This is a genomic window from Ferruginibacter lapsinanis, from assembly GCF_020783315.1.
GTDB classification, from domain to species: Bacteria; Bacteroidota; Bacteroidia; order Chitinophagales; family Chitinophagaceae; genus Ferruginibacter; species Ferruginibacter lapsinanis.
Map to the genome: position 1 here is coordinate 2,236,376 of NZ_CP086063.1, position 20,398 is coordinate 2,256,773.

At 36.3% G+C, this 20,398-nt stretch carries 20 protein-coding genes; 7 read left to right on the top strand and 13 right to left on the bottom strand.

Annotation, left to right across the window (positions count from 1 at the left end):
- The first annotated feature begins 62 nt into the window (after positions 1–62).
- From LK994_RS09555 to LK994_RS09565, 3 genes are all read left to right on the top strand, one after another.
- On the top strand, positions 63–2,909 hold the full coding sequence (locus LK994_RS09555) for a PAS domain S-box protein (RefSeq protein WP_229759855.1): 2,847 nt from the start codon (positions 63–65) through the stop codon (positions 2,907–2,909).
- 276 nt (positions 2,910–3,185) lie between these two features.
- Positions 3,186–3,500: an RNA recognition motif domain-containing protein gene (locus tag LK994_RS09560; protein ID WP_229759856.1), complete on the top strand. Its 315-nt coding sequence runs from the start codon at positions 3,186–3,188 to the stop codon at positions 3,498–3,500.
- A 62-nt stretch (positions 3,501–3,562) separates the two neighbouring features.
- Positions 3,563–3,814 carry a short-chain dehydrogenase gene (locus LK994_RS09565; protein ID WP_229759857.1) on the top strand — a complete coding sequence of 84 codons (252 nt, stop codon included), beginning with the start codon at positions 3,563–3,565 and terminating at the stop codon, positions 3,812–3,814.
- Positions 3,815–4,000: 186 nt separating this feature from the next.
- On the opposite strand, the gene LK994_RS09570 is transcribed toward LK994_RS09565, so the two are convergent.
- A complete protein-coding gene (locus tag LK994_RS09570; RefSeq protein ID WP_229759858.1) occupies positions 4,001–4,465 on the bottom strand; it encodes a hypothetical protein in 465 nt (154 codons plus the stop codon).
- A 214-nt stretch (positions 4,466–4,679) separates the two neighbouring features.
- Positions 4,680–5,093: a DUF2007 domain-containing protein gene (locus LK994_RS09575; RefSeq protein ID WP_229759859.1), complete on the bottom strand. Its 414-nt coding sequence runs from the start codon at positions 5,091–5,093 to the stop codon at positions 4,680–4,682.
- A gap of 199 nt (positions 5,094–5,292) precedes the next feature.
- On the opposite strand from LK994_RS09575, the gene LK994_RS09580 reads away from it, so the two are divergent.
- From LK994_RS09580 to LK994_RS09595, 4 genes are all read left to right on the top strand, one after another.
- Positions 5,293–6,018, top strand: coding sequence for a CAP domain-containing protein (locus LK994_RS09580; RefSeq protein ID WP_229759860.1), 726 nt, complete (start codon positions 5,293–5,295; stop codon positions 6,016–6,018).
- 80 nt (positions 6,019–6,098) lie between these two features.
- Positions 6,099–6,851, top strand: a complete 753-nt coding sequence (locus LK994_RS09585; protein ID WP_229759861.1) for a DUF4197 domain-containing protein — start codon at positions 6,099–6,101, stop codon at positions 6,849–6,851.
- Between the two features lie 156 nt (positions 6,852–7,007).
- Positions 7,008–7,346, top strand: a complete 339-nt coding sequence (locus LK994_RS09590) for an RNA recognition motif domain-containing protein (RefSeq protein WP_229759862.1) — start codon at positions 7,008–7,010, stop codon at positions 7,344–7,346.
- 164 nt (positions 7,347–7,510) lie between these two features.
- Complete coding sequence (locus tag LK994_RS09595; protein ID WP_229759863.1) at positions 7,511–7,957, top strand: SRPBCC family protein; 447 nt, start codon at positions 7,511–7,513, stop codon at positions 7,955–7,957.
- 124 nt (positions 7,958–8,081) lie between these two features.
- Here the strand turns inward: LK994_RS09595 and LK994_RS09600 are convergent, their stop codons facing one another.
- The 11 genes from LK994_RS09600 to LK994_RS09650 form a co-directional block, all read right to left on the bottom strand.
- Positions 8,082–10,493: a sodium-translocating pyrophosphatase gene (locus LK994_RS09600; protein ID WP_229759864.1), complete on the bottom strand. Its 2,412-nt coding sequence runs from the start codon at positions 10,491–10,493 to the stop codon at positions 8,082–8,084.
- 502 nt (positions 10,494–10,995) lie between these two features.
- The gene (gene lpdA / locus LK994_RS09605; RefSeq protein ID WP_229759865.1) at positions 10,996–12,384 is read right to left on the bottom strand and encodes a dihydrolipoyl dehydrogenase; all 1,389 of its coding nucleotides are present in this window, start codon (positions 12,382–12,384) and stop codon (positions 10,996–10,998) included.
- Between the two features lie 261 nt (positions 12,385–12,645).
- The gene (locus LK994_RS09610; protein WP_229759866.1) at positions 12,646–14,310 is read right to left on the bottom strand and encodes a right-handed parallel beta-helix repeat-containing protein; all 1,665 of its coding nucleotides are present in this window, start codon (positions 14,308–14,310) and stop codon (positions 12,646–12,648) included.
- A 58-nt stretch (positions 14,311–14,368) separates the two neighbouring features.
- Complete coding sequence (gene nrtS, locus LK994_RS09615) at positions 14,369–14,563, bottom strand: nitrate/nitrite transporter NrtS (RefSeq protein WP_229759867.1); 195 nt, start codon at positions 14,561–14,563, stop codon at positions 14,369–14,371.
- Positions 14,564–14,643: 80 nt separating this feature from the next.
- Positions 14,644–15,042: a hypothetical protein gene (locus LK994_RS09620; protein WP_229759868.1), complete on the bottom strand. Its 399-nt coding sequence runs from the start codon at positions 15,040–15,042 to the stop codon at positions 14,644–14,646.
- 80 nt (positions 15,043–15,122) lie between these two features.
- A complete protein-coding gene (locus LK994_RS09625) occupies positions 15,123–16,097 on the bottom strand; it encodes a YihY/virulence factor BrkB family protein (protein WP_229759869.1) in 975 nt (324 codons plus the stop codon).
- 78 nt (positions 16,098–16,175) lie between these two features.
- The gene (mltG, locus tag LK994_RS09630; protein WP_229759870.1) at positions 16,176–17,195 is read right to left on the bottom strand and encodes an endolytic transglycosylase MltG; all 1,020 of its coding nucleotides are present in this window, start codon (positions 17,193–17,195) and stop codon (positions 16,176–16,178) included.
- Positions 17,196–17,279: 84 nt separating this feature from the next.
- Positions 17,280–17,630 (bottom strand): preprotein translocase subunit SecG, encoded by a 351-nt coding sequence (gene secG, locus LK994_RS09635; protein WP_229759871.1) that lies wholly within the window; start codon positions 17,628–17,630, stop codon positions 17,280–17,282.
- Between the two features lie 3 nt (positions 17,631–17,633).
- Complete coding sequence (locus tag LK994_RS09640) at positions 17,634–18,515, bottom strand: hypothetical protein (RefSeq protein WP_229759872.1); 882 nt, start codon at positions 18,513–18,515, stop codon at positions 17,634–17,636.
- A 38-nt stretch (positions 18,516–18,553) separates the two neighbouring features.
- Positions 18,554–19,135, bottom strand: a complete 582-nt coding sequence (gene lptE / locus LK994_RS09645) for an LPS assembly lipoprotein LptE (protein ID WP_229759873.1) — start codon at positions 19,133–19,135, stop codon at positions 18,554–18,556.
- Entirely contained in the window at positions 19,119–20,357 is a 1,239-nt protein-coding gene (locus LK994_RS09650; protein ID WP_229759874.1) for a sigma-54 interaction domain-containing protein, read from the bottom strand. Before LK994_RS09650 ends, lptE begins: the two co-directional genes overlap by 17 nt.
- Between the last annotated feature and the right edge of the window lie 41 nt (positions 20,358–20,398).

Below are 20,398 nucleotides of genomic sequence, written 5' to 3' on the forward strand. Positions count from 1 at the left end.
ATATCGTTGTATCCTCAGATACATTTGTGTTGGCTATTATAAATATCAATAAAACCAACCTTATGCATTCTGCCGGTGAAAATTTCTATAAAAAAAATTATAGCGAAAATCTTGAGGCCGTTTCCGGCAATACAGATTTCATGACAAACTGCAACAAGTTTGAATCAGCAGACTCCACTGTTCAAATGAACAAGCAGAGAGAATATAAAGATAGCAATCTGTATGCGCTAATAAACAATACTAAGGATTTGATGTGGAGTGTTGATAGAAATTATCAGGTCATCACATTTAATCAGGCATTTATAGAAACAATCATAAAAATGTATCCGCAATCTTTGGATATTGAAGGCAATATAACGGCAAACGGAATCGGAGAGGGCATGGTCAATAAGTACAAAAAATATTTTGACAGGGCTTTTTCTGGTGAAATATTTACAGAAATAGAATATACAACTACTCCTGTTGAGCATTGGTCTGAAATATCTTTTTATCCGATACAGGAGGGAAAAAATATCATAGGCACTGCTTGTCATGCCCACGATATTACCCATCGCAAAAAAGCAGCAAGTAGAATTCTTTATATCAATCGTATATATGCCTTTCTAAGTCAGATCAATCAGACAATTGTTCGATCTGAAAATGAACAAATGATCTATAAAGAAGTTTGTCGTATTGCGGCTGAAATTGGAGAGTTCAAGGCAGCCTGGATTGGAATGTTTAACAAAGGAGATCAAACGATCAATTACATAGAAGGGTATGGTTTAAATGTTGCGGAGATTGACCAGCTTACTAATGCTGTTTATGATGATAATGGTCCGCAGCAACAGGTTTTACTAATGCAGAGATATTGTGTTTGTAATGATTTGCAGCATGAGTTGAGTTCGATAAGCCAGAAATTTTATATGCCGGCAGAAAGTTTTGGATCTATGATAGTATTGCCGATAAAAAAAAGTGGAGATGTTATCGGTACTATTAATTTATACGCATCAGAAAAAAACTTTTTTACTGCACGTGAAATTGCACTGCTTGAAGAAGCGGCTAATGATATTTCGTTTGCATTAGATGTTTTTGAAAAGGATAGGCTCAGGACTATTGCAGAGGGCAGGTTAAAGAAAAGTGAATTGCATTTAAATGAAGCGCAGGCTATTGCCCATTTAGGAAGTTGGGAATTGGATATTGCATCCGGCATTGCGATCTGGTCTGCGGAGGCGCTTGCTATTTATGGAATTCCACCGGAAGAAAATGCACAACCTGCCGATTCGTGGCTTACATTTATTCATCCTGATGATCTGGATGCTGTTATTAAAATAAATGAAGAGGCTAAAAGAACTTCCAGTGATATGTCTTTTTTTTATCGTATTCTGCAAAAAAAAGGAACAATAAAATACCTGTACTCACGTACTAAATTTCAATTCGACAGCGATGGGAATGTAACGGGTTTACGAGGAGTGTTTCAAGATGTTACTGAAATGAAGGCAACAGAAAAGGCGTTGGCGCAGGCTGAAGAAACACAAACAGAGTTATTGGCATTTAATCAACAATTGATAGACATATCTCCTATTGGTATAGCTTCTTACGATGCTGTAAAAGGTAAATGTGTATCAGCGAATGCCGCATTTGCGAATATTGTGGGAACATCCGTCAGAAGGATTTTGAGTCAAAATTTCAGACAGATTTCATCCTGGAAAGAATCGGGGTTATTAAAAGCAGCAGAAGCTACTTTGGAAAATGGAGAAATTCATTCTGATGAGATCAACTTGATCACAAGTTTTGACAAGAATGTGTGGGTAGTGTATAAGTTTATTAAGTTTATTAATAAAGGACGACCGCATCTCTTATTGTTAGTTCATGATGTAACAAAGAGGAAAACGGCAGAAAGATCATTAATGCAGAGCGAACTTCGTTATCGCCAGATCGTAGAAACTGCCAATGAAGGGATATGGATGATCGATGAGTATAGTAAAACGATCTTCGTTAATAAAAAAATGAACGAGATCTTTGAATATTCAGAAGCAGAAATGTTGGGAAAGGATATCTTTTATTTTATGGATGAGGCAGGAAAACAACTTGCAAAAGAGTCAATTAAAAGAAGAAAAGAAGGCATTGGCGATAACTATGAATTTTCATATATCACCAAAACAGGAAGACCTATCTGCACGAGGATTTCGGCTAATCCTATTTTTGATGATAATGGGAAATATAAGGGAGCTTTAGCCATGGTGGATGACATTACCGAGAAAAAAATATTAGAGCAACAATTACTGAAACAAAAATTAGCCGAACAGAAAAAAATAGCCAAAGCAGTTATAAGTGCTCAGGAAAAGGAAAGGACTGAAATAGGAGTAGAACTGCACGATAATGTAAATCAGTTGCTGGCCGCATCGAAATTGTATCTTAATCATAGTTTGACACAGGAAGCGTATCAGCCTTTTGTTACTAAAAGCATAGAATACCTGGGTACAGCTATGACGGAATTACGGAAACTATCACATGCGTTAGTCGGGCCTGCTCAAAATGAAGCTATAGGATTAAATCTTTCTTTGGAGGAATTGATACAAAGTATAAAAGCGGTAAAAAATATAGAGATAAACCTAAATAGTGTAACATTCAAAGAGAATGAAAGCGAACCTGCTTTAAAATTAGTGATATACAGGATCATACAGGAGCAATTAAGTAATATTTTAAAACATGCAGAAGCTACCCGGGTAAAAATTGAAATAGAGAGTAAAGAAGAAGGGTTAATAGTTTTAATCAGTGACAATGGGAAAGGGTTCGATGTTTCGGCCAAAAGAGAAGGTATCGGGTTAAAGAACATTAAACACAGAGCCGGATTATATAACGGAACTGTTAATATAGTTTCTTCTCCGGGCAATGGGTGTGATATGAAAATCGCTTTTATAAATAATTAATTCGGTTCAACTCAGATGATTACTGTGTAGCTAATCATCATCTAATCAAGCATTTCTTTAGTGTTTATAATTATATGATGGCATCTGAGCGAAATGTAGATGAAACTAATTATCCCTCTTTCAGATAAATAGCCTATCTTCACAAAGTGATTTAGTTCTTTAGCGTCCTGATATAGATAGTTTTTATTTTTCTTCCTACAATATTACTCTCCTTAATAGCTTGCTTTTTTCTACCATCACAGGTATTTTATTTATTTATTTTAATTAGTTTTTTTTATGAACATTTATGTTTCAAATTTAAGCTTCAACACCAGTGATGTTGAACTTAATTCGTTTTTTTCAACTTTTGGTGAAGTAACTTCTGCAAAAGTAATTACAGACAGAGAAACCGGAAGATCTCGTGGTTTTGGATTTGTTGAAATGCCTTCTACTGAAGAAGGTAACGATGCTATCTTAGGTCTTAACAACAAAGAAGTAGAAGGCAGAGCAATGTCTGTATCTATAGCGAAAGAAAAAGAAAGAACCAGCAACGGTGGCGGCTACAACAGAAACTCTAACGGTAATTCTGGTGGTGGTAACAGAAGATGGTAATCTTTTAAATTATAAAGAGCTCCTTTTGGAGCTTTTTTTTTCATTTATTTAAACTAGAACATATGGTAAACGATCAAATTGAAAATTTTCTTTTGCAAAAAAAAGTAGATAAAGCTCCCGTGCAAATTAATTTTAAAACTCGTAGTGCAATCGTTGGGTTATTTATTCAAACAGGAGATTACGAAGAATTAAAAACCAAAAATTTCTGGAGGATAGTTGCTCAATTGAATATCGATGAATATAGGAAATCAAATGATATCAATCTTACACGAATTTTTAATGGCGCAGAATTTACCCGCTTGTCATTAGTGTAAAGACATAACTAAACAAACTATTTGGCGTGCCAAATAATGTTTAAACAGAAAATCCGGAATTGGCTGAAAAGCTTTTTCCGGATTTTTGTATATACAGATGCACAGGGTATTACAATGTAATACTGGTGCACAGTTGCTTTGTTACTTACTTTTTAAACTTTCGCTGATCTTGATCGTTATAAAAATTTAGAAGGTGTAACGAATAGCCAATCCTCCCCAATTACCACTGAACCCGGCATAATCGCCAAATTCAAAAGAAGGCTGCCAATCAAGAGACAAGTTGATAGGAGCATCATTGAATTTATAATCCAATCCAAGTACACCATCTACACCAACCGTAGTTCCACCGCCATAATATTTAGTCTTGTAAAATCCTAAATGTGCTCCGGGCCCTATATACCATTTTAAGCCTCGGGCATTTTTAATATCACCATGTATTTCGTATAAGCCTGTAATACGTGAACCTCTTTCCCAGAAATACCCAATGCCTTCAATGGCTCTATTGGTTTTTACAAAATGTTTTACTGTAATTGCTCCTGGATAAAATTTTACGCCTAATGCGGTTGTGTAACTACTGCCTCTGCTTTGAGCTGATACCTGCTGTTGTGAAAATGTTATTAACACAATAGCCAAAATGATGATTCTTTTCATAAATGTAAGTTTTTGATATAAGGGAAAAAATAGTGCCAATTTTATACTGCACCACCTGGTATAAGAATATGTAAGAATACAATTGAGTGATAAGGTTTTATGGGCTGGGTTTTGTGTAATATTTTACACAAAATAATATTTGGTAGTACATGGAGAGGAAATTTTTCCTCAATTATCGAATCGGATATTGGTCCATATCATTGCGGATAATTATCTATTCTGTGCCTGGGGCTTCGGGCAATCGTTCGCTTTCGTAACCACAATTGCCGCAGTGATAAACACTTGTAGCAGCTACTGCATAACTGGAAAACATCCATGTTAGGATAGCGGTAAGATAGTTAGTAACGCCGGGTTTGGTTATTTGTGTAAATTCGCTTTTGCCACATTGCGGACATTTTACCGATTGCAGGTATTCTTGATCAAACTGCTGTAATAATTTCAGTACTTCTTCTTTGTCCGTTTCTTTAACTACCAGCTTAATTCCGCCGATCGCATTCGTCAGTATAGGGTCTATTGTTACTGTAAATTCATCTTTTAAATAACATTCAAAACCGGCATCCTCTAATTTAGTTAAACTGATATTTGCTAAAAAATAGTTGTCGAATGTTTTTACCGTAACTAAGTCCATAAGTTTTATAATTGTATTGTAAGATAGAGAAATATTTGATGTCGCTATTACTGTTGCATAATATGTAGTCGTCATTTACTGATATATACCTGCATCATTTTGGCATTTCTTTCACTTTTCATCTTCTATCTTCAAGGAAGAAAGATTTAGTGGTCTTTTCAAAAGTATTTCATGCCCTTTGTCTAAAAATATTATTCACATGAAAATATATATTGTTGTCCTTTTTCTATTTCTTTCAGTTATAGCAAAATCACAAATGATTGATTCTTTAAATACAGCAAAGAATGCGATGTATATGACGGAGGCCGAGAGAGAAATGATTTACGAGATCAATAGGGTAAGGCATGAGCCTGTTTCTTATCTTCAATATCTTACTCCTTTACTAAAAGAAGCGCAAACGAACTTGAAAATTAATGGCAAGGGTGAGCCAAATTATAGTTTAACATATAGTAGTACAACAATCAATGGTAAAGAAACAAAAACGATTGATACAACCTGGCATTATACCAATGAAGAGGAACTGAGAGCCATCACGACACTGATCAATGATCTTAAGAAATTAAAACCTCTTTCTATTTTAAAGCCGGATAAAGGAATTTATAATGCGGCAAAAAAGCATGCTGCTGATCAGAATAACCATGAATGGACTTTGCTGCATACTGGTAGTGACGGATCAAAACCCTGGGACAGGATAAAACTTTTTTCTCCTTCAATGAATTTTGGTAACGAAAATATTGCCGGTCGTTATGGATACGCAAATACTACTCCAAGAGATATTGTATTACAACTATTGATTGATTCAGGTATTCCAGGATATGGGCATCGGTATAATTTACTTGATCCTCAATGGACACATGCAGGATGCAGGGTTGAAAAATACAAAGGTACCTGGTGGTGGATACAGGAATTCGGAGTAAGCCGGTAAATATTTACAACATTTATTTAACCTGTACTTAAATTATTGATCGGTAATTTTGTCTTTTATCAGCAAATAATAATTATTAAATGAAAAAAATATTCTTCAGTTTTTTTGCAACCTGTTTATTCTTCTTGCAATCGAATGCACAGTTCGGTAATTTAGTAAATAAGATCGTTAAGAAAGACTCTACCGGCAAGGTTGAATTGAATAAAAATATTTCTTCTACGCTTGGGAATGGATTAAGCAATGAAGATATAGTCAGCGGTTTGAAAGAAGCATTGAGAGTAGGTACAGATAGTAGCAGTAAGAAATTAGGTAAGACAAATGGTTATTTTGCAGATGCTGCTGTTAAGATATTAATGCCTGCAGAAGCTGTGAAAGCTGAGAAGACTTTGCGTAATCTGGGTATGGGTAGTTTGGTAGATAAAGCTATTTTATCCATGAACAGAGCAGCTGAAGATGCAGCATCAGGAGTGGGGAATATTTTCTGGAATTCTATTAAGCAAATGAGTATTGCTGATGGAGTAACAATATTGCGAGGAAGTGATACGGCAGCTACTTCGTATCTGAAAAAGACAACTACGCCTGAATTGATCAGTAAATTTCGCCCTGTAATTGATAGCTCACTGGCAAAATTCGATGCAACTAAATATTGGTCAGATGTATTTTCTGCGTACAATAAATTTTCTGCAAAAAAAGTAAATACCGATCTTACTGCTTATGTTACCGAAAGGGCATTGAGTGGTTTATTTTTAAACATTGGGTTGCAAGAACAAAAGATCCGTAAAGACCCAGCAGCACAGGTAACGGGAATACTTAAAAAAGTTTTCGGTAACTAACAGAGCGTCAACTTAAATGGGCTATTATGCCATATTCTTTTAGTGTGCATTGTGTTAGATGAATTTTTTGCAAAAAAGCTTACTTTTTAATAAAAAATTTATTCTTCTTTCCTATTTGATAGATTAACCCTATTTTTACTATATAATATTTATACCATGAAGCTTTTTGTAGCCGGCCTACCGTACGATTTTGATGATACTGATTTAAAGGAAATGTTTGAACTGTATGGTGATGTAGCCAGTGCAAAAGTAGCTTTAGATAGAGAAACAAAGAAAAGCAGAGGCTTTGGTTTTTTAGACATGCCCAATGATGCTGAAGCCAAAGATGCTATACAAGCCTTAAATGACGCCAAATTAAGAGGAGGCAAGCAACTGTCTGTTAAACTCTCTGAAGAGCAACCCCGACCAGCTCCAGGTAATGGATACGGAAATAATCGTCGCAATGATAATCCAAGGGGTGGCAGTGATTTTCGTAATGACAGAAGAAGATATTAAAAATACTCTCTTTACATCTTCTTGATATTTTACTGAATTGTATTCTGTTACTTTAGTGTAGCAATTCTTCCTCATTTTATTTACTTGTGTCAATTGAGTTGGATAAATTCCGCTTATTATTTCTGGCATTGTTTTTTCTCTTTTATTTGTTCAACATACAAAAGATGAAAACTACTATAACTGCTCAGGTAAAAATTAATATCATTTCTCAGGCATCTATAGTGTGGTCAGCACTAACAAAACCGGCATTGATAAAACAATATCTTTTCGGAACAGAAACCATTACAGATTGGAAACCCGGAAGCCCGATTGTTTTCAAGGGAGAATGGAACGGCAAAGCCTACCAGGATAAAGGAATAATTATCGAAATAAAAGATAAAGCATTGCTAAAATATAGCTACTGGAGTCCTATGTCGGGATTGGAGGACAAGCCTGAAAATTATATGGTTGTCACTTATGAAATATCCGGTGAAGAAGATAATCTTACACTTACTGTAACACAGGAAAATGTTCCTGATGAAAAAACAAAAGTACACTCAGAAGAGAATTGGCGAAAGGTGTTGATGGGATTGAAAAATATGGTTGAGCTAAGAACTGTAGGTTCTATTTAATTTTTTTCGGAATGAGCAATTTTTTTGTAAAAACCCCGGCCCATTCAACTGTATTGAAATCAGAAGATTGGACCGGGGTAGATTTTCTAAGGATTGTATAAAGATTTATCTGCCTGCTAAGGGATCAATCATCAATTCGCATTTTGTAAAATGAACGCCATACAAATACTAATGCAATAGCCAGAAACAATAATCCGATGTATGGGGCGATTGCTCTGAAGTTTTGAGAAATAGATATTTCCATGGCGAGCAGACCAAACAGAGTAGTGAATTTAATGATGGGGTTTAATGCTACTGATGATGTATCTTTAAATGGATCACCTACAGTATCACCTACAACAGTAGCATCGTGTATAGGAGTGCCTTTTTCTTTTAACTCTACTTCAACTATTTTTTTTGCATTGTCCCATGCGCCCCCGGCATTAGCCATAAATACTGCCTGAAATAAGCCGAACACTGCAATAGCGAGCAGATAACTTACAAATAATGATACGGCATTTACTCCTCCTACACTAGCGGGTGAAGATAAAAATGCAAAGGCCAATGAGAAAAAGAAAACGGCGATGAAAATATTGAACATGCCTTTTTGTGCATATTTTGTACAGATCTTTACAACATCTTTTGACATTTGCAGATCTGCTTTTTTAGGAGCATCAGGATCGAGGTTGATATGTTTTTTAATATACAAAACAGCTCTGTAGGCCCCGGTAGTTACCGCTTGCATAGATGCCCCGGTAAACCAATATATTACAGCTCCTCCCATGATCACTCCAAGGATAGTATAAGGGTTTAAGAGATTCAATATTTTTTCGGGTTCAATATTTAATGTTGTTTTGATCATGAGTATCAAAGAAAAGATCATTGTTGTTGCACCTGCTACTGCGGTGCCGATCAATACAGGTTTTGCGGTGGCTTTAAATGTATTACCAGCTTCGTCATTTTCTTCGAGATAGTATTTTGCTTTTTCCCAATCTGGTTTAAATCCAAAATCTTTTTTAATTTCTGCATCGATGTCGGGTATCTCTTCAATCAATGATAATTCGTAAATGGATTGTGCATTATCAGTAACGGGACCATAGCTATCAACAGCAATGGTAACAGGCCCCATACCCAACATGCCAAATGCTAAAAGACCAAATGCAAAAATGGAAGGGTATACCATTATTTCGTGCAGACCATATGTACTGATATAATATGCCGCAAACATTAGCACAAAGAAAACTAACCCTTTCCAGAACGCAGAGAAATTGCCTGCTACCAATCCAGATAGCAATACTAGTGAAGCACCACCTTCTCTGCCCGCTCTTACAATTTCTTTTACATGCAGTGATTTTGGAGAGGTGAATATTTTTGTGAACTCTGGTATTAATGCCGCACCAATTGTTCCGCAGCTGATTATGCTGGATAATATCCACCACATATTGGTGTTGCCATTTAAATCGGGAATTAAAACCTTGCTGACAACAAAAGTAACAATGATAGAAAACAATGAAGTGATCCAGATCAGATTGGTCAATGGTTGTTCAAAATCGATATCTTCTTTTTTGCTGTATAAAGCATTACTGATAAAATTATTTATCCAGAATGAAAAAACAGAAGTGATGACCATCAATATCCGCATTACAAATATCCATATTAGTAATGCTGTTTGTATATCGGCACCGGTTACTGCTAAAAGAATAAATGAGATCAATGCAACACCAGTCACTCCGTAAGTTTCAAAGCCATCAGCTGTTGGACCAACCGAATCGCCGGCATTATCACCTGTACAATCTGCAATTACACCCGGATTACGAGGGTCATCCTCACCAATCTTAAAAACAACTTTCATGAGGTCGGAGCCGATATCTGCGATCTTTGTAAAAATGCCACCAGCAATTCTTAATACGGATGCACCCAAAGATTCACCAATAGCAAAACCGATAAAACAAGCGCCGGCTAATTTGCCTGGCATTAACAATAAAATGATGAGCATCATCATTAGTTCTACACATATCAATACAACGCCGATGCTCATGCCAGAGTTTAAAGGAATTCTTAATAAACTGAGTGGCTTTTTTTGTAAGGATGCAAAAGCCATACGGGCATTTGCTAATGTATTCATTCTGATGCCGAATGCAGCAACAGAGTAAGAGCCCAACATTCCAATGATAGTCCAGGTGATGATCAATAACACTCCGCCAACACCGAAGAGGGCATTACCTGCATGATCTTTTGCTAAGAAACCAAAATAGCCTGCTACTACAATACCAATAAAGATAAATAGTACAGCAAGTAGCTTGCCTTGTTGTTTCAAATAGGTAATACATGTTTGATAAATGATCTCGGAAATTTCCAGCATACTCTTATGTGCCGGTAATTTTTTAATTTTCATGTAATAATATACACCAAAAAAGAGTCCGAGAGTGGTAACTAAAAATCCCCAATACAATATCGGATTAGAATGAATTGCATTGGGGATTTGTAGATCGGCTTCGCCGGCATGGGCAAAGAAAGGAAGAAGAAAACTAATTAAAATAATGGTGGATTTTTTCATAATAGGTAAATTTTGAAATTTGCAAAAATGAGGGAAGGGGTATGATAAGGTTAGTTAATTTCATATGCGTTGCTGGAAGAAAATAATATGCAAATTTAGAAAGCTCAATTTTGCGTTTACTGATCCTCGTCAGTAAACAAACAGTTTGTAATCACGACTACGTTGCCGGTATCGTTCCCGATTTTTTTTTAGAACGGGAGAGTTATAAAATAGAGAAATTGCTTTTGAGATAGAAGGAGGTGTCAATGACTTTATAGCTTGTAGTTTTAATACAGTTCGTTTTTTTTTTTATCATTGTCTGACGTTTGCATACATGAGTATGTTTAGTCTGGCAGTTACCAAATATGTCAATGCATTGGTTGGGGGATAAATTAACTAGCGTGGTTTTGGAGTTGTGGTGAAAATTCTGTCAAAATTAATTTTGGATTAATAACTGTTGATAGTACATAATAAAAAATCCCATCGATTAAGATGGGATTTTGTTATAACTAAAATATATAAGTTAAATATCAATTGCTTCGCCGTAAGCAGCAGCAGTAGCTTCTTTCAGACCTTCACTCATAGTAGGGTGAGGGTGAACTGCATTTAATATTTCGTGTGCAGTGGTTTCTAATTTACGGGCAACAACTGCTTCAGCAATAATTTCTGTAACGTTTGTGCCGATCATATGACAACCTAAGAATTCGCCATACTTTGCATCGTAAATAACTTTTACAAAACCATCGGTAGCGCCACCTGCGACAGCTTTGCCACTTGCTATGAATGGGAATTTGCCCACTTTTACTTCGTAGCCTGCATCTTTAGCAGCTTTTTCTGTATAACCAACACTTGCAATTTCCGGTGTGCAATAAGTACAGCCTGGGATATTGTTATAATCCAATGGTTCCGGATGATGGCCACTTAAATGTTCTGCAGCATTGATCCCTTCTTTAGAAGCAACGTGTGCTAACGCTTGTCCAGGTGTACAATCGCCAATTGCGTATATACCAGGTACGTTAGTTTGTTGATTTTTATCTACAATGATCTTTCCTTTATCAGTCTTAATGCCTAAGCCTTCTAATCCAATGTTTTCGATATTAGCAACAACGCCTACAGCACTTAATAACACTTCAGCTTCTAATATTACTTCACCTGTTGGTGTTTTTACTTTTGCTTTTACGCCTGCACCACTTGTATCAACGCTTAATACTTCGCTGTTGGTCATGATGGTCATGCCTTGCTTTTTGAATTGTTTTTCTAATTCTTTGCTGATATCTTCATCTTCAACAGGAACTAAACGTGGCATAAATTCCACCATTGTTACCTGTGTACCTAAACTATTGTAGAAATACGCAAACTCACTTCCTATAGCACCGCTTCCGCAAACGATCATACTTTTTGGTTGTGTTGGTAAACTCATGGCTTCACGGTAAGCGATTATTTTTTTACCATCGATCGGCATAGTAGGTAAAGCCCTTGCTCTGCCACCTGTAGCAATGATGATATTTTTTGCTTCTTCAACTTTTTTAGTTCCATCAGCTGCGGTAATTTCTAATTTACCCGGAGCGATCAGTTTGCCAAAGCCCATGATCACATCGATCTTGTTCTTTTTCATTAAAAACTGAATTCCTTTGCTCATTTTATCTGCCACACCACGGCTACGGCCTATAACACCACCAAAATCGGCAGTTGGATTAGCAATATTGATCCCATAATCTTTCGAATGTTTTGCATACTCATACACCTGGGCACTTTTCAAAAGTGCTTTTGTTGGGATACAACCCCAGTTCAAACAAATGCCTCCAAGGTTTTCCTTTTCAACAATTGCTACTTTTTTACCTAATTGACTTGCTCTGATTGCAGCCGGATAACCACCGGGACCGCTGCCTAACACAATTACGTCGTATGCCATTTTTCTATTATTTAAGATTTATGATTTTGAGAGGGCAAAGGTACTTCAAACGGGGTAAAGTGCAAAGGGGGGATGCTATTTACTTTTGGGTAAATGATTGGGAACGATTACGTAAGCTTTTCTGTCTCATAATATGTATTCCTGGCAATTCCGGATGCTATGCTTCGGATTTTAAATTCTTAGTCTTTACCCCTTGATTTTGGCACTATAATTTGTAAAGAAGGTATTTTGCTTGTCCTGAAATTTTGTAATGCTGATCATCTAATTATTAATGATCATATTACTAACCTTGATCTTTTTACCGGAATTTATAATTAATTGGGAGTTGTTTTCGACATGCTGCTCCACGTTTAAAATACATTCTCCATTAGCTATTGGATCTATAATGATCAATTCATTTCCTGATAAGGTAGTTGGTGGGATCGTATTGTTTATCCAGTTTGCAGCTACATTCCAATTCCCATTCCCAATAAATGTATATATGACTAATGGAGAACTGTAATATTCATCAGCTCCACAATCTACAATGCTGGATTTCCGTAATTCGTTATCTATATCTCTTTCGGTAACTGCGGGTACAAAAGATGGGTTCCCTGCATTGATCGCTGCTGATGAAAAAGTAAGATGAAAATTGGGTGGGGCATCCGGAGAAGAAAGCGGATCAATAAAAAATTGCGGATTGCCTATAATAGAATTTGCATTGGAAGAAGTTCCTGTTTTGAAAGCAGCAAAACTGGTGTAGGGTTTGCCATTCCAATCTGCTTCCATATTTGCAGGGCTGTTTTCACTATAAATTAAATTATAATTAAAATTCAATGAAGGCTGTCCTAGTTCGGCATAGGTCAAAATATTTTGAGCCGATAAATAAAATATATTGTTTTGGATAATTGAATTTTCGCTGTAAGTAAGATACAATTCCCCGGTGCCATTATCTGAATAATCGTTTTTGAAACAAGTGTTGTTTCTTATGGTGCAGTTAATTACTTTACCTGATCCTCCGGGATAGGCGTACCCTCCTAATGCAATGGCACATATTTCATTTCCGTAAAATATATTATTTCTTACAATGATATTGTCTGTTGTTTTGCCAACATTTTCACAACCTATTTCTATCCCATACCCGTTTTGGTAAGAGATGTTATTTTCAATCACAATATTCTTTCCGCCGTCTACATACAGACCTCCGGAAGTAGCATAGGCAGATAAGCAATTATAGGTAGTATTATTTTTTATCAATCCGTTACGGGCTTGATCGTTAGCAGCAGTAGGGCAGGTGCCCTCGTGGCCTATTGCATCAATACCAATATTGGTAATATCGTGTACACTATTACCTATTATTTCAAATCCATCTACATTTCCATTTACAGCTAATCCTTCGCTATAGCCCAATCGGCAATTGTATAAGGTGTTGTTCAATATCTTTAAATTACTGATTGCGGTGGAAGCATTCGTACCGTATACAATTATACCTTGAGCATTTTTGCTGGAACTTACGGTAGCGCCGGGGTTGGAAGAAAAATGAATGTCGTGGATGCTGCAATTTTTAATAGCAATATTTTGAGCATTACCATCTACCAAAATACCTTGAGCATCGAGTTGAATGCTATTGGCAATTTCCAATCCATCAAGCGTAATATTAGATTGATCGCTAATTCTGAATATGGCTTCCTGGAATGTAATGCCTGCGCCACTTACCAAAGGCGTATTGCCACTACGATTTCTTATATAGATATTTGATCGGGTGATATTTATCTTTTCATTGAATGTGCCGGATGAAATATTTAGTGTGTCATTGAAACCAGCATGTGTAACTCCATACTGTATGGTTTTCCATGGGGTGGCTGATGACCCATTGTTATTATCATTGCCATTGACAGCAATATAATAATTGGTTTGAGCATACAACAGGTTTGCCCAAAAAAGCAATAGTATCGAAAACGTTATTTTTTTTATTAGTGACAAATCGGATAAGGGCTGCAAAATTTTAAACAGTCTTTGATGCTTTAATAGATGAATACAATGATACACAAAACGGAGTAATATAAGTTAAGACGATCCTTAACGTATTTCTGGGAGTAAAATTTTTATTCCATAGGACATCATAGCTGTTGATCAAGTTGAGCAAACTGCCAACAATAATTGCAACCATAAGTGCTCTGGTAATATTCTTTTTTGTCATACAAAATATTCTTTATTTCGTTTATATATATCGTATGACAGCAATCGTACTCTACCATTTTGGTATTAAACCCGGTAAAGTTATAAATTTATACTGATAGCTAAAGCAGGGTATTTGCGAAGGCTTATATTATTATGCGATAGTAATGTATTGTTTTCGGGTTTTAAAAAGACTGTTGCTTTTGCTGCTTTATTTCTATTTCGTTTAGCAGCAATAAAAAGGGGGATGCTGCCAATTGCGGCAGCTAAACCTGTAACTGCCAATGCATCAGATCCGGGTGTTTCTTCTAAAAGATTATTCATTGAATTGCTTCCTGCAATTAGAAAAACTGATAAGCCCGAGTAGAGTAATACCCTGGCAGCAGTTCGTTGATTCTTACTTTTCTTTAAATAATCTGTTGAAGTTGTAATAGGCTTTTCCTGCCCGAAAATGGTTGACGTAAAAGAAAGTAGTAACAGACAACTGAGCAATTTTTGCATAGCATTTATTTTTACTTAGATGGTTTACAACAAGATAGGATAAAATACTTAAAAATGCAACCTATGAAGGAAGGGGGGTGTTATATATCTGATACCGGCGCAGCTTTTGCTGCATTCTCGGCTATTTCTCTTTGTTCTGCGATAGACTTCAAAGATTTGATGCTTACATTTAATTCAAACCCGATCAATAGTACCAATGAGTTAATATAGATAAGTGCCATTAGCATAATGATAGTACCGATGGATCCGTACAAGGCATTGTATCTGCCAAAATTATTGACAAAGGCAGAAAAACCTAATGAAGCCAAAATACTTAATGAAGTGGCTAGTATTGCACCCGGCGAAACCAGGTTCCATCTTTTTTGAACTGCTGGTGCAAACTTGTAAATAAATGCAATGGAATAAAAAATCAAAGTTACGATCAACAGCCATCTTGCATAGAAGATAGTTTCTCTTACTACAGCACTTTTGATACCCAGCCATTTTAATACAACACCTTGTGATATAAGCATCAATAAACAGCCTAGTACCAATAAAAATTGTAAGGCAGTCAACCGGATAGCTATCCAGCGATTATGTAATCCTTTTCTTTTAGCAAAGCCGATATAGTTCTTATTGAAAGAGCGCATTATACCCATCATGCCATTGGATGCAAAAAATAATGCGGCGATCAACCCAAAAGAAAGTAACCCGATCTTTGAGCCGTCAATAAATGAATCGACAAACTTTATCAAATTGGCGTTGTGTACTTTGGCAGGCACTATATCTATTATCAGGCCATGTAATTGCTCTTTAATGCTTCGTTTAGAAACAAATGGAAGGTTGGGAATCAATGTAAACAGAAACAAAAATGATGGCGGTATGGCCATGATAAAGTTGTAGGCGATAGCAGATGCTCTTTCTGTTAAACCAACTGTTTTGATTTGTTTGTAAAAAAAATAGGCAACGTCGTATAAGGGTACTCCTTCAAATCCCGGTAAGTGCCATTTTTTGCTTTTACGTAAAACAAAGGCAATTGGAGTTTTGGTTAATATGATGCGTTCTATTTTTTTCAAATCAACTGATCAATAAATATATAAGTAAATGTAACGATTTAACATATAGCGTTTGTGTTAAAGCAAGCTGATCGCTGGTTATTTCTTTGATTTTAAATATTCCTCAATCCATGCCTGATATTCTTTTGCATATTTCATATGCTCTTCATAATTGGTGGCGAAGTTTGATAGGCCTGTTAAATTGGGCTGAGCCACAAAATATAAGTACGAAGTAGATGGTGCATTTAAAACAGCATCAATCGTTTTAATAGAAGGGGTGCAAATGGGCCCTGGAGGCAGTCCTGAATGTTGATAGGTATTATATGGCGATGGGTAGGAGAGATGTTTGTTGAAAATTCTTTTTAACCCAAAATCTCTCATTGCATATTTAACGGTAGGGTCGGCACCTAATTTCATGCCTGTTTCCATTCGGTTAAGGTATACACTTGCTATCTTTCCCTTATCTGCTTCTGCATTGGTTTCTTCTTCAACAATACTGGCCAGCGTATATACCTGTGTGGTAGTAAGGTTTAAAGCACTGGCTTTTTCCTTACGAGTATTATTCCAGAATTTTTCCTGCTCATAAAAAAGCTTTCTGAAGATTTTTGGCGCAGCAGTATTCCAAAAGATATCATATGTGTTTGGAATGATAGCTGTCATCACTGTATTGGTGTCCAATTTATATTTTGCCAAAGAATCTGCATTGTATAAAAATGCGGCAACCTCTGCAGAATCACATTCAAAATTGGCGGCAATTTTCTGAGCCAGATCTTCTTTAGTTCGTAATTTATTTATAATCAGACTTACAGGTGTTTGTCTGCCAGATTTAAGTATTCTTATTGTTGAATAAATGCTCTGCCCTTTTGTAATAGTATATTTGCCTGCCTTGATATTTTCGGAATAATCCAGTTTTTCTGAAAGCCATTGAAATGCACCGGGGTTTTTAATAGCTCTTTCTTTTGTGAGTTCTTCCATTACGTCATTGAAAGTACTGCCGGTCTTTATGTAAACACTTTTTTTGGGTTCATCAAAATTGGTGTTGCTGCCCAAAAAGATCCATGCTGCATATCCTGCGGCAATAACAATGATGATAAATAAAATGGATAGAATCTTTTTCATGAAGCAGTAGCTTATATGTTTGCTAATGTATAATAAAAAACCTCGTCATTAACTGACGAGGCAAATAAATTTTTGCTAAAACACTTATGGTGCTTTTGGCGAATCAGTTTGTGTTGCTGCAGGCAAAGGCACAGTGTTTTGTGCTTTATTTGGAGCCGAAGCAGGTGCGTTTTTAATCAATTCATCATTTTGTGATGATGCCGAACCATTTTTAGGGATAAAGATCGGAGACAATAAGCATAAAATACCTACCACACCTGCAAATATCCAGGTGCCTTTTTCAAGTACATCTGTTGTTTGTTTTACACCCATTAATTGGTTGCCTACACCACCAAAAGAGCCTGATAAACCACCGCCTTTAGGGTTTTGTACCAATACGATAAGACCTAAAATGATTGAGGCCAAGATCACTAAAATTGCAAATAAAATTAACATATATTATCCTTTGAGTTGTTCTATTTTGGCTGCAAAGTAAGCACTTTTAGAGGGATTGAGCAAACTTAATTTTTGATATACCTCCCTTGCTTTTCCGGTTTTGCCTTGTTGTAACAGAACTTCTGCCATTGCCTCAGTTACTATTGCATCTTCTGTATTAGACTTTTCGGCAAGAGTTTGTATAGCGGTATCATTGCCGGGGTTGGGTTCTATGGCATCTTCAGTATGCACCTTTTTCATCACTTTTAGCCATTCAGTGAAACTTTTAAGTTGTTTTCCCAGTTTGTCGGTCGGAGCTACTTCTTCACTCAATTTAATACCCTGGCTTGCAAAATAATCGGTTGTATGCAGGGGCTCAAATGAGATAGTGTCTTCAGTTGGGTTGATGTCAGAAAGTTTCAAATCTATCTTAATGGGTGCAATTTCTTCCTCAATAATTTTTTCTTCAGTGGTAATATCCTCCACAGGAATTGAATCAATAATGCTATCGACTGTTTGGGCTTCGGTAGGCTCAATTTGTTTCTCTTCTTCAACTATCTCAAGTACTTGTTCTTCAATCACTGTTTCTTCTGGTAGAACTGGTTCAACGATTTGCTCAATTACTTCTTCGGTGTGAGGTGCAATTGATTTGGTCGAAGTGTTCGGCTGATTAGTAAATTCCTTCAATTGTAAATTCAGCCAGAATGGGTTATTAAAAAGAATCGTCGTTTTTGCAACCAGCTTTTCATAATCAGGATGAGTAGGATTGCTATTTTGTAATAGAAAAAAATGCGCTGCTGTAAAATAGGGGTGCTCTTCTGCTGTTTGCAAAAGCAATTCTTTTGCATCTGCCGCAGATGTATTTCTATTGAGTAATGATTGGAGCATATTTAGTGTTAGCGGCATTTTTTAAGGTCTCAAACCTCTAAATTAATGATATAAGATTACCAGTTAGAAAATATTTTATTAAATACAGCATCAACGATATTTTTTGTCATATCATTCATTAATGCCGACTCTGCCTGTGCAAGACTTTGCGTTGCAGGGAAATCAAAAGTATTATTTACATCAGACTCAAAACTTTTTTTCTCATCCAATGCATTTTTAAAAATTACATGAAAAGCTACTGATATACGGTTGGTGCTGGCGTCATTGCCGGATATACCACTCGTTGTTACACTGTAATCTGAAACAAATCCGCTGATATCATAATCTGCATTATCATCATTGGTTTGTCTTAAGCGGGTATTCCCTAAAATTTTTTGTTTTAATTTTTCTGTTAGCTGGGGACTTAATTGTGCATTCACATACCTGGCTTTATTCTCCAGGTAATTTACCCTAAAAGTTTTTACTTCGGGTGGAATAGGAGCAGTGTCTTTGAAACCATATTTGCAGGTAGAAAAATTGAATAAACCGATAAGCAATATACCAATAATCAGCCGGCAAAAATTTCCGATTACCGGCTGGCTATATCTTCTTGCCCATTGTCCGTTGTTCAATGCTTGTTGCCTATTCTTCAATATCATACTCTTTCAGTTTTCTATATAATGTTCTTTCGCTTATACCCAGATCCGAAGACGCATCTTTTCTTTTGCCCTTATGTTTTTTCAATGCTTTGATGATAAGCTCTTTTTCTTTATCCATAATACTCAACGATTCTTCGATAGCCTCATGTTGATGGATATCATCTCCGTTCTGATTAATGAAAACAGGTTGTGATTGCTGTACATAATTATTATTAGCAGCAGAAGGTTTTACATCGGGTAAAATATTTTCTCCATTATACATAGGAATATGCTGCGCCATACCGGGGTTTTGCAAAATATCAAAGAACATTTTTTTTAATTCGTTCACATCTTTCTTCATGTCGAAAAAGAGTTTGTACAATATTTCTCTCTCGTTAGCAAATTCTGCCTGACTAACACTGCCGCTTCCGCCACCAGCTAATACGGGCAAACGGTTTAAATTAGTTTCGGGCAAGAATTGTTGTAATTCTTTTGCAGAAATATTTTTCTCTTTTGATAGAACCGATATCTGTTCTGCAATGTTTTTTAATTCTCTTACATTGCCCGGCCAGGGATAATTCATCAACATATTTCTTGCTGAATCATCTAGCTGAATAGAAGCTCCTTTGTATTTATCAGAAAAATCAGCAGCAAATTTTCTGAATAAAAGAGGGATATCTTCTTTTCTATCTCTTAATGCCGGAACCCTGATAGGAACTGTGTTTAAACGGTAATACAGATCTTCTCTGAACTTTCCGGTATGTGTAAATTCTATCAACTCTTTATTGGTTGCAGCAATCACTCTCACATCAGTCTTCTGTACTTTACTGCTACCTACACGAATGTATTCGCCGGTTTCCAATACACGTAATAATCTTGCCTGTGTACCCAATGGCATTTCGCCAATTTCATCTAAAAAAATAGTGCCACCATTTACCGTTTCAAAATAACCTTTACGGCTATCCATAGCTCCGGTGAAAGAACCTTTCTCGTGCCCGAATAGTTCACTATCGATAGTTCCTTCCGGTATAGCACCGCAGTTTACAGCAATGAATGGATTATGTTTTCTTGCACTCAAAGAATGTATGATCTGAGAAAACACTTCCTTACCCACACCGCTTTCCCCATTGATCAACACACTCAGGTCTGTGTTGGCAACCTGTATTGCTACATTCAGCGCATGGTTCAACGCCGGCGAATTGCCTATGATGCCGAATCTGTTTTTTATTGATTGTATTTCCATAAAAACCCCCTCCGCCCCCTAAAGGGGGAACTTGGTTTAAA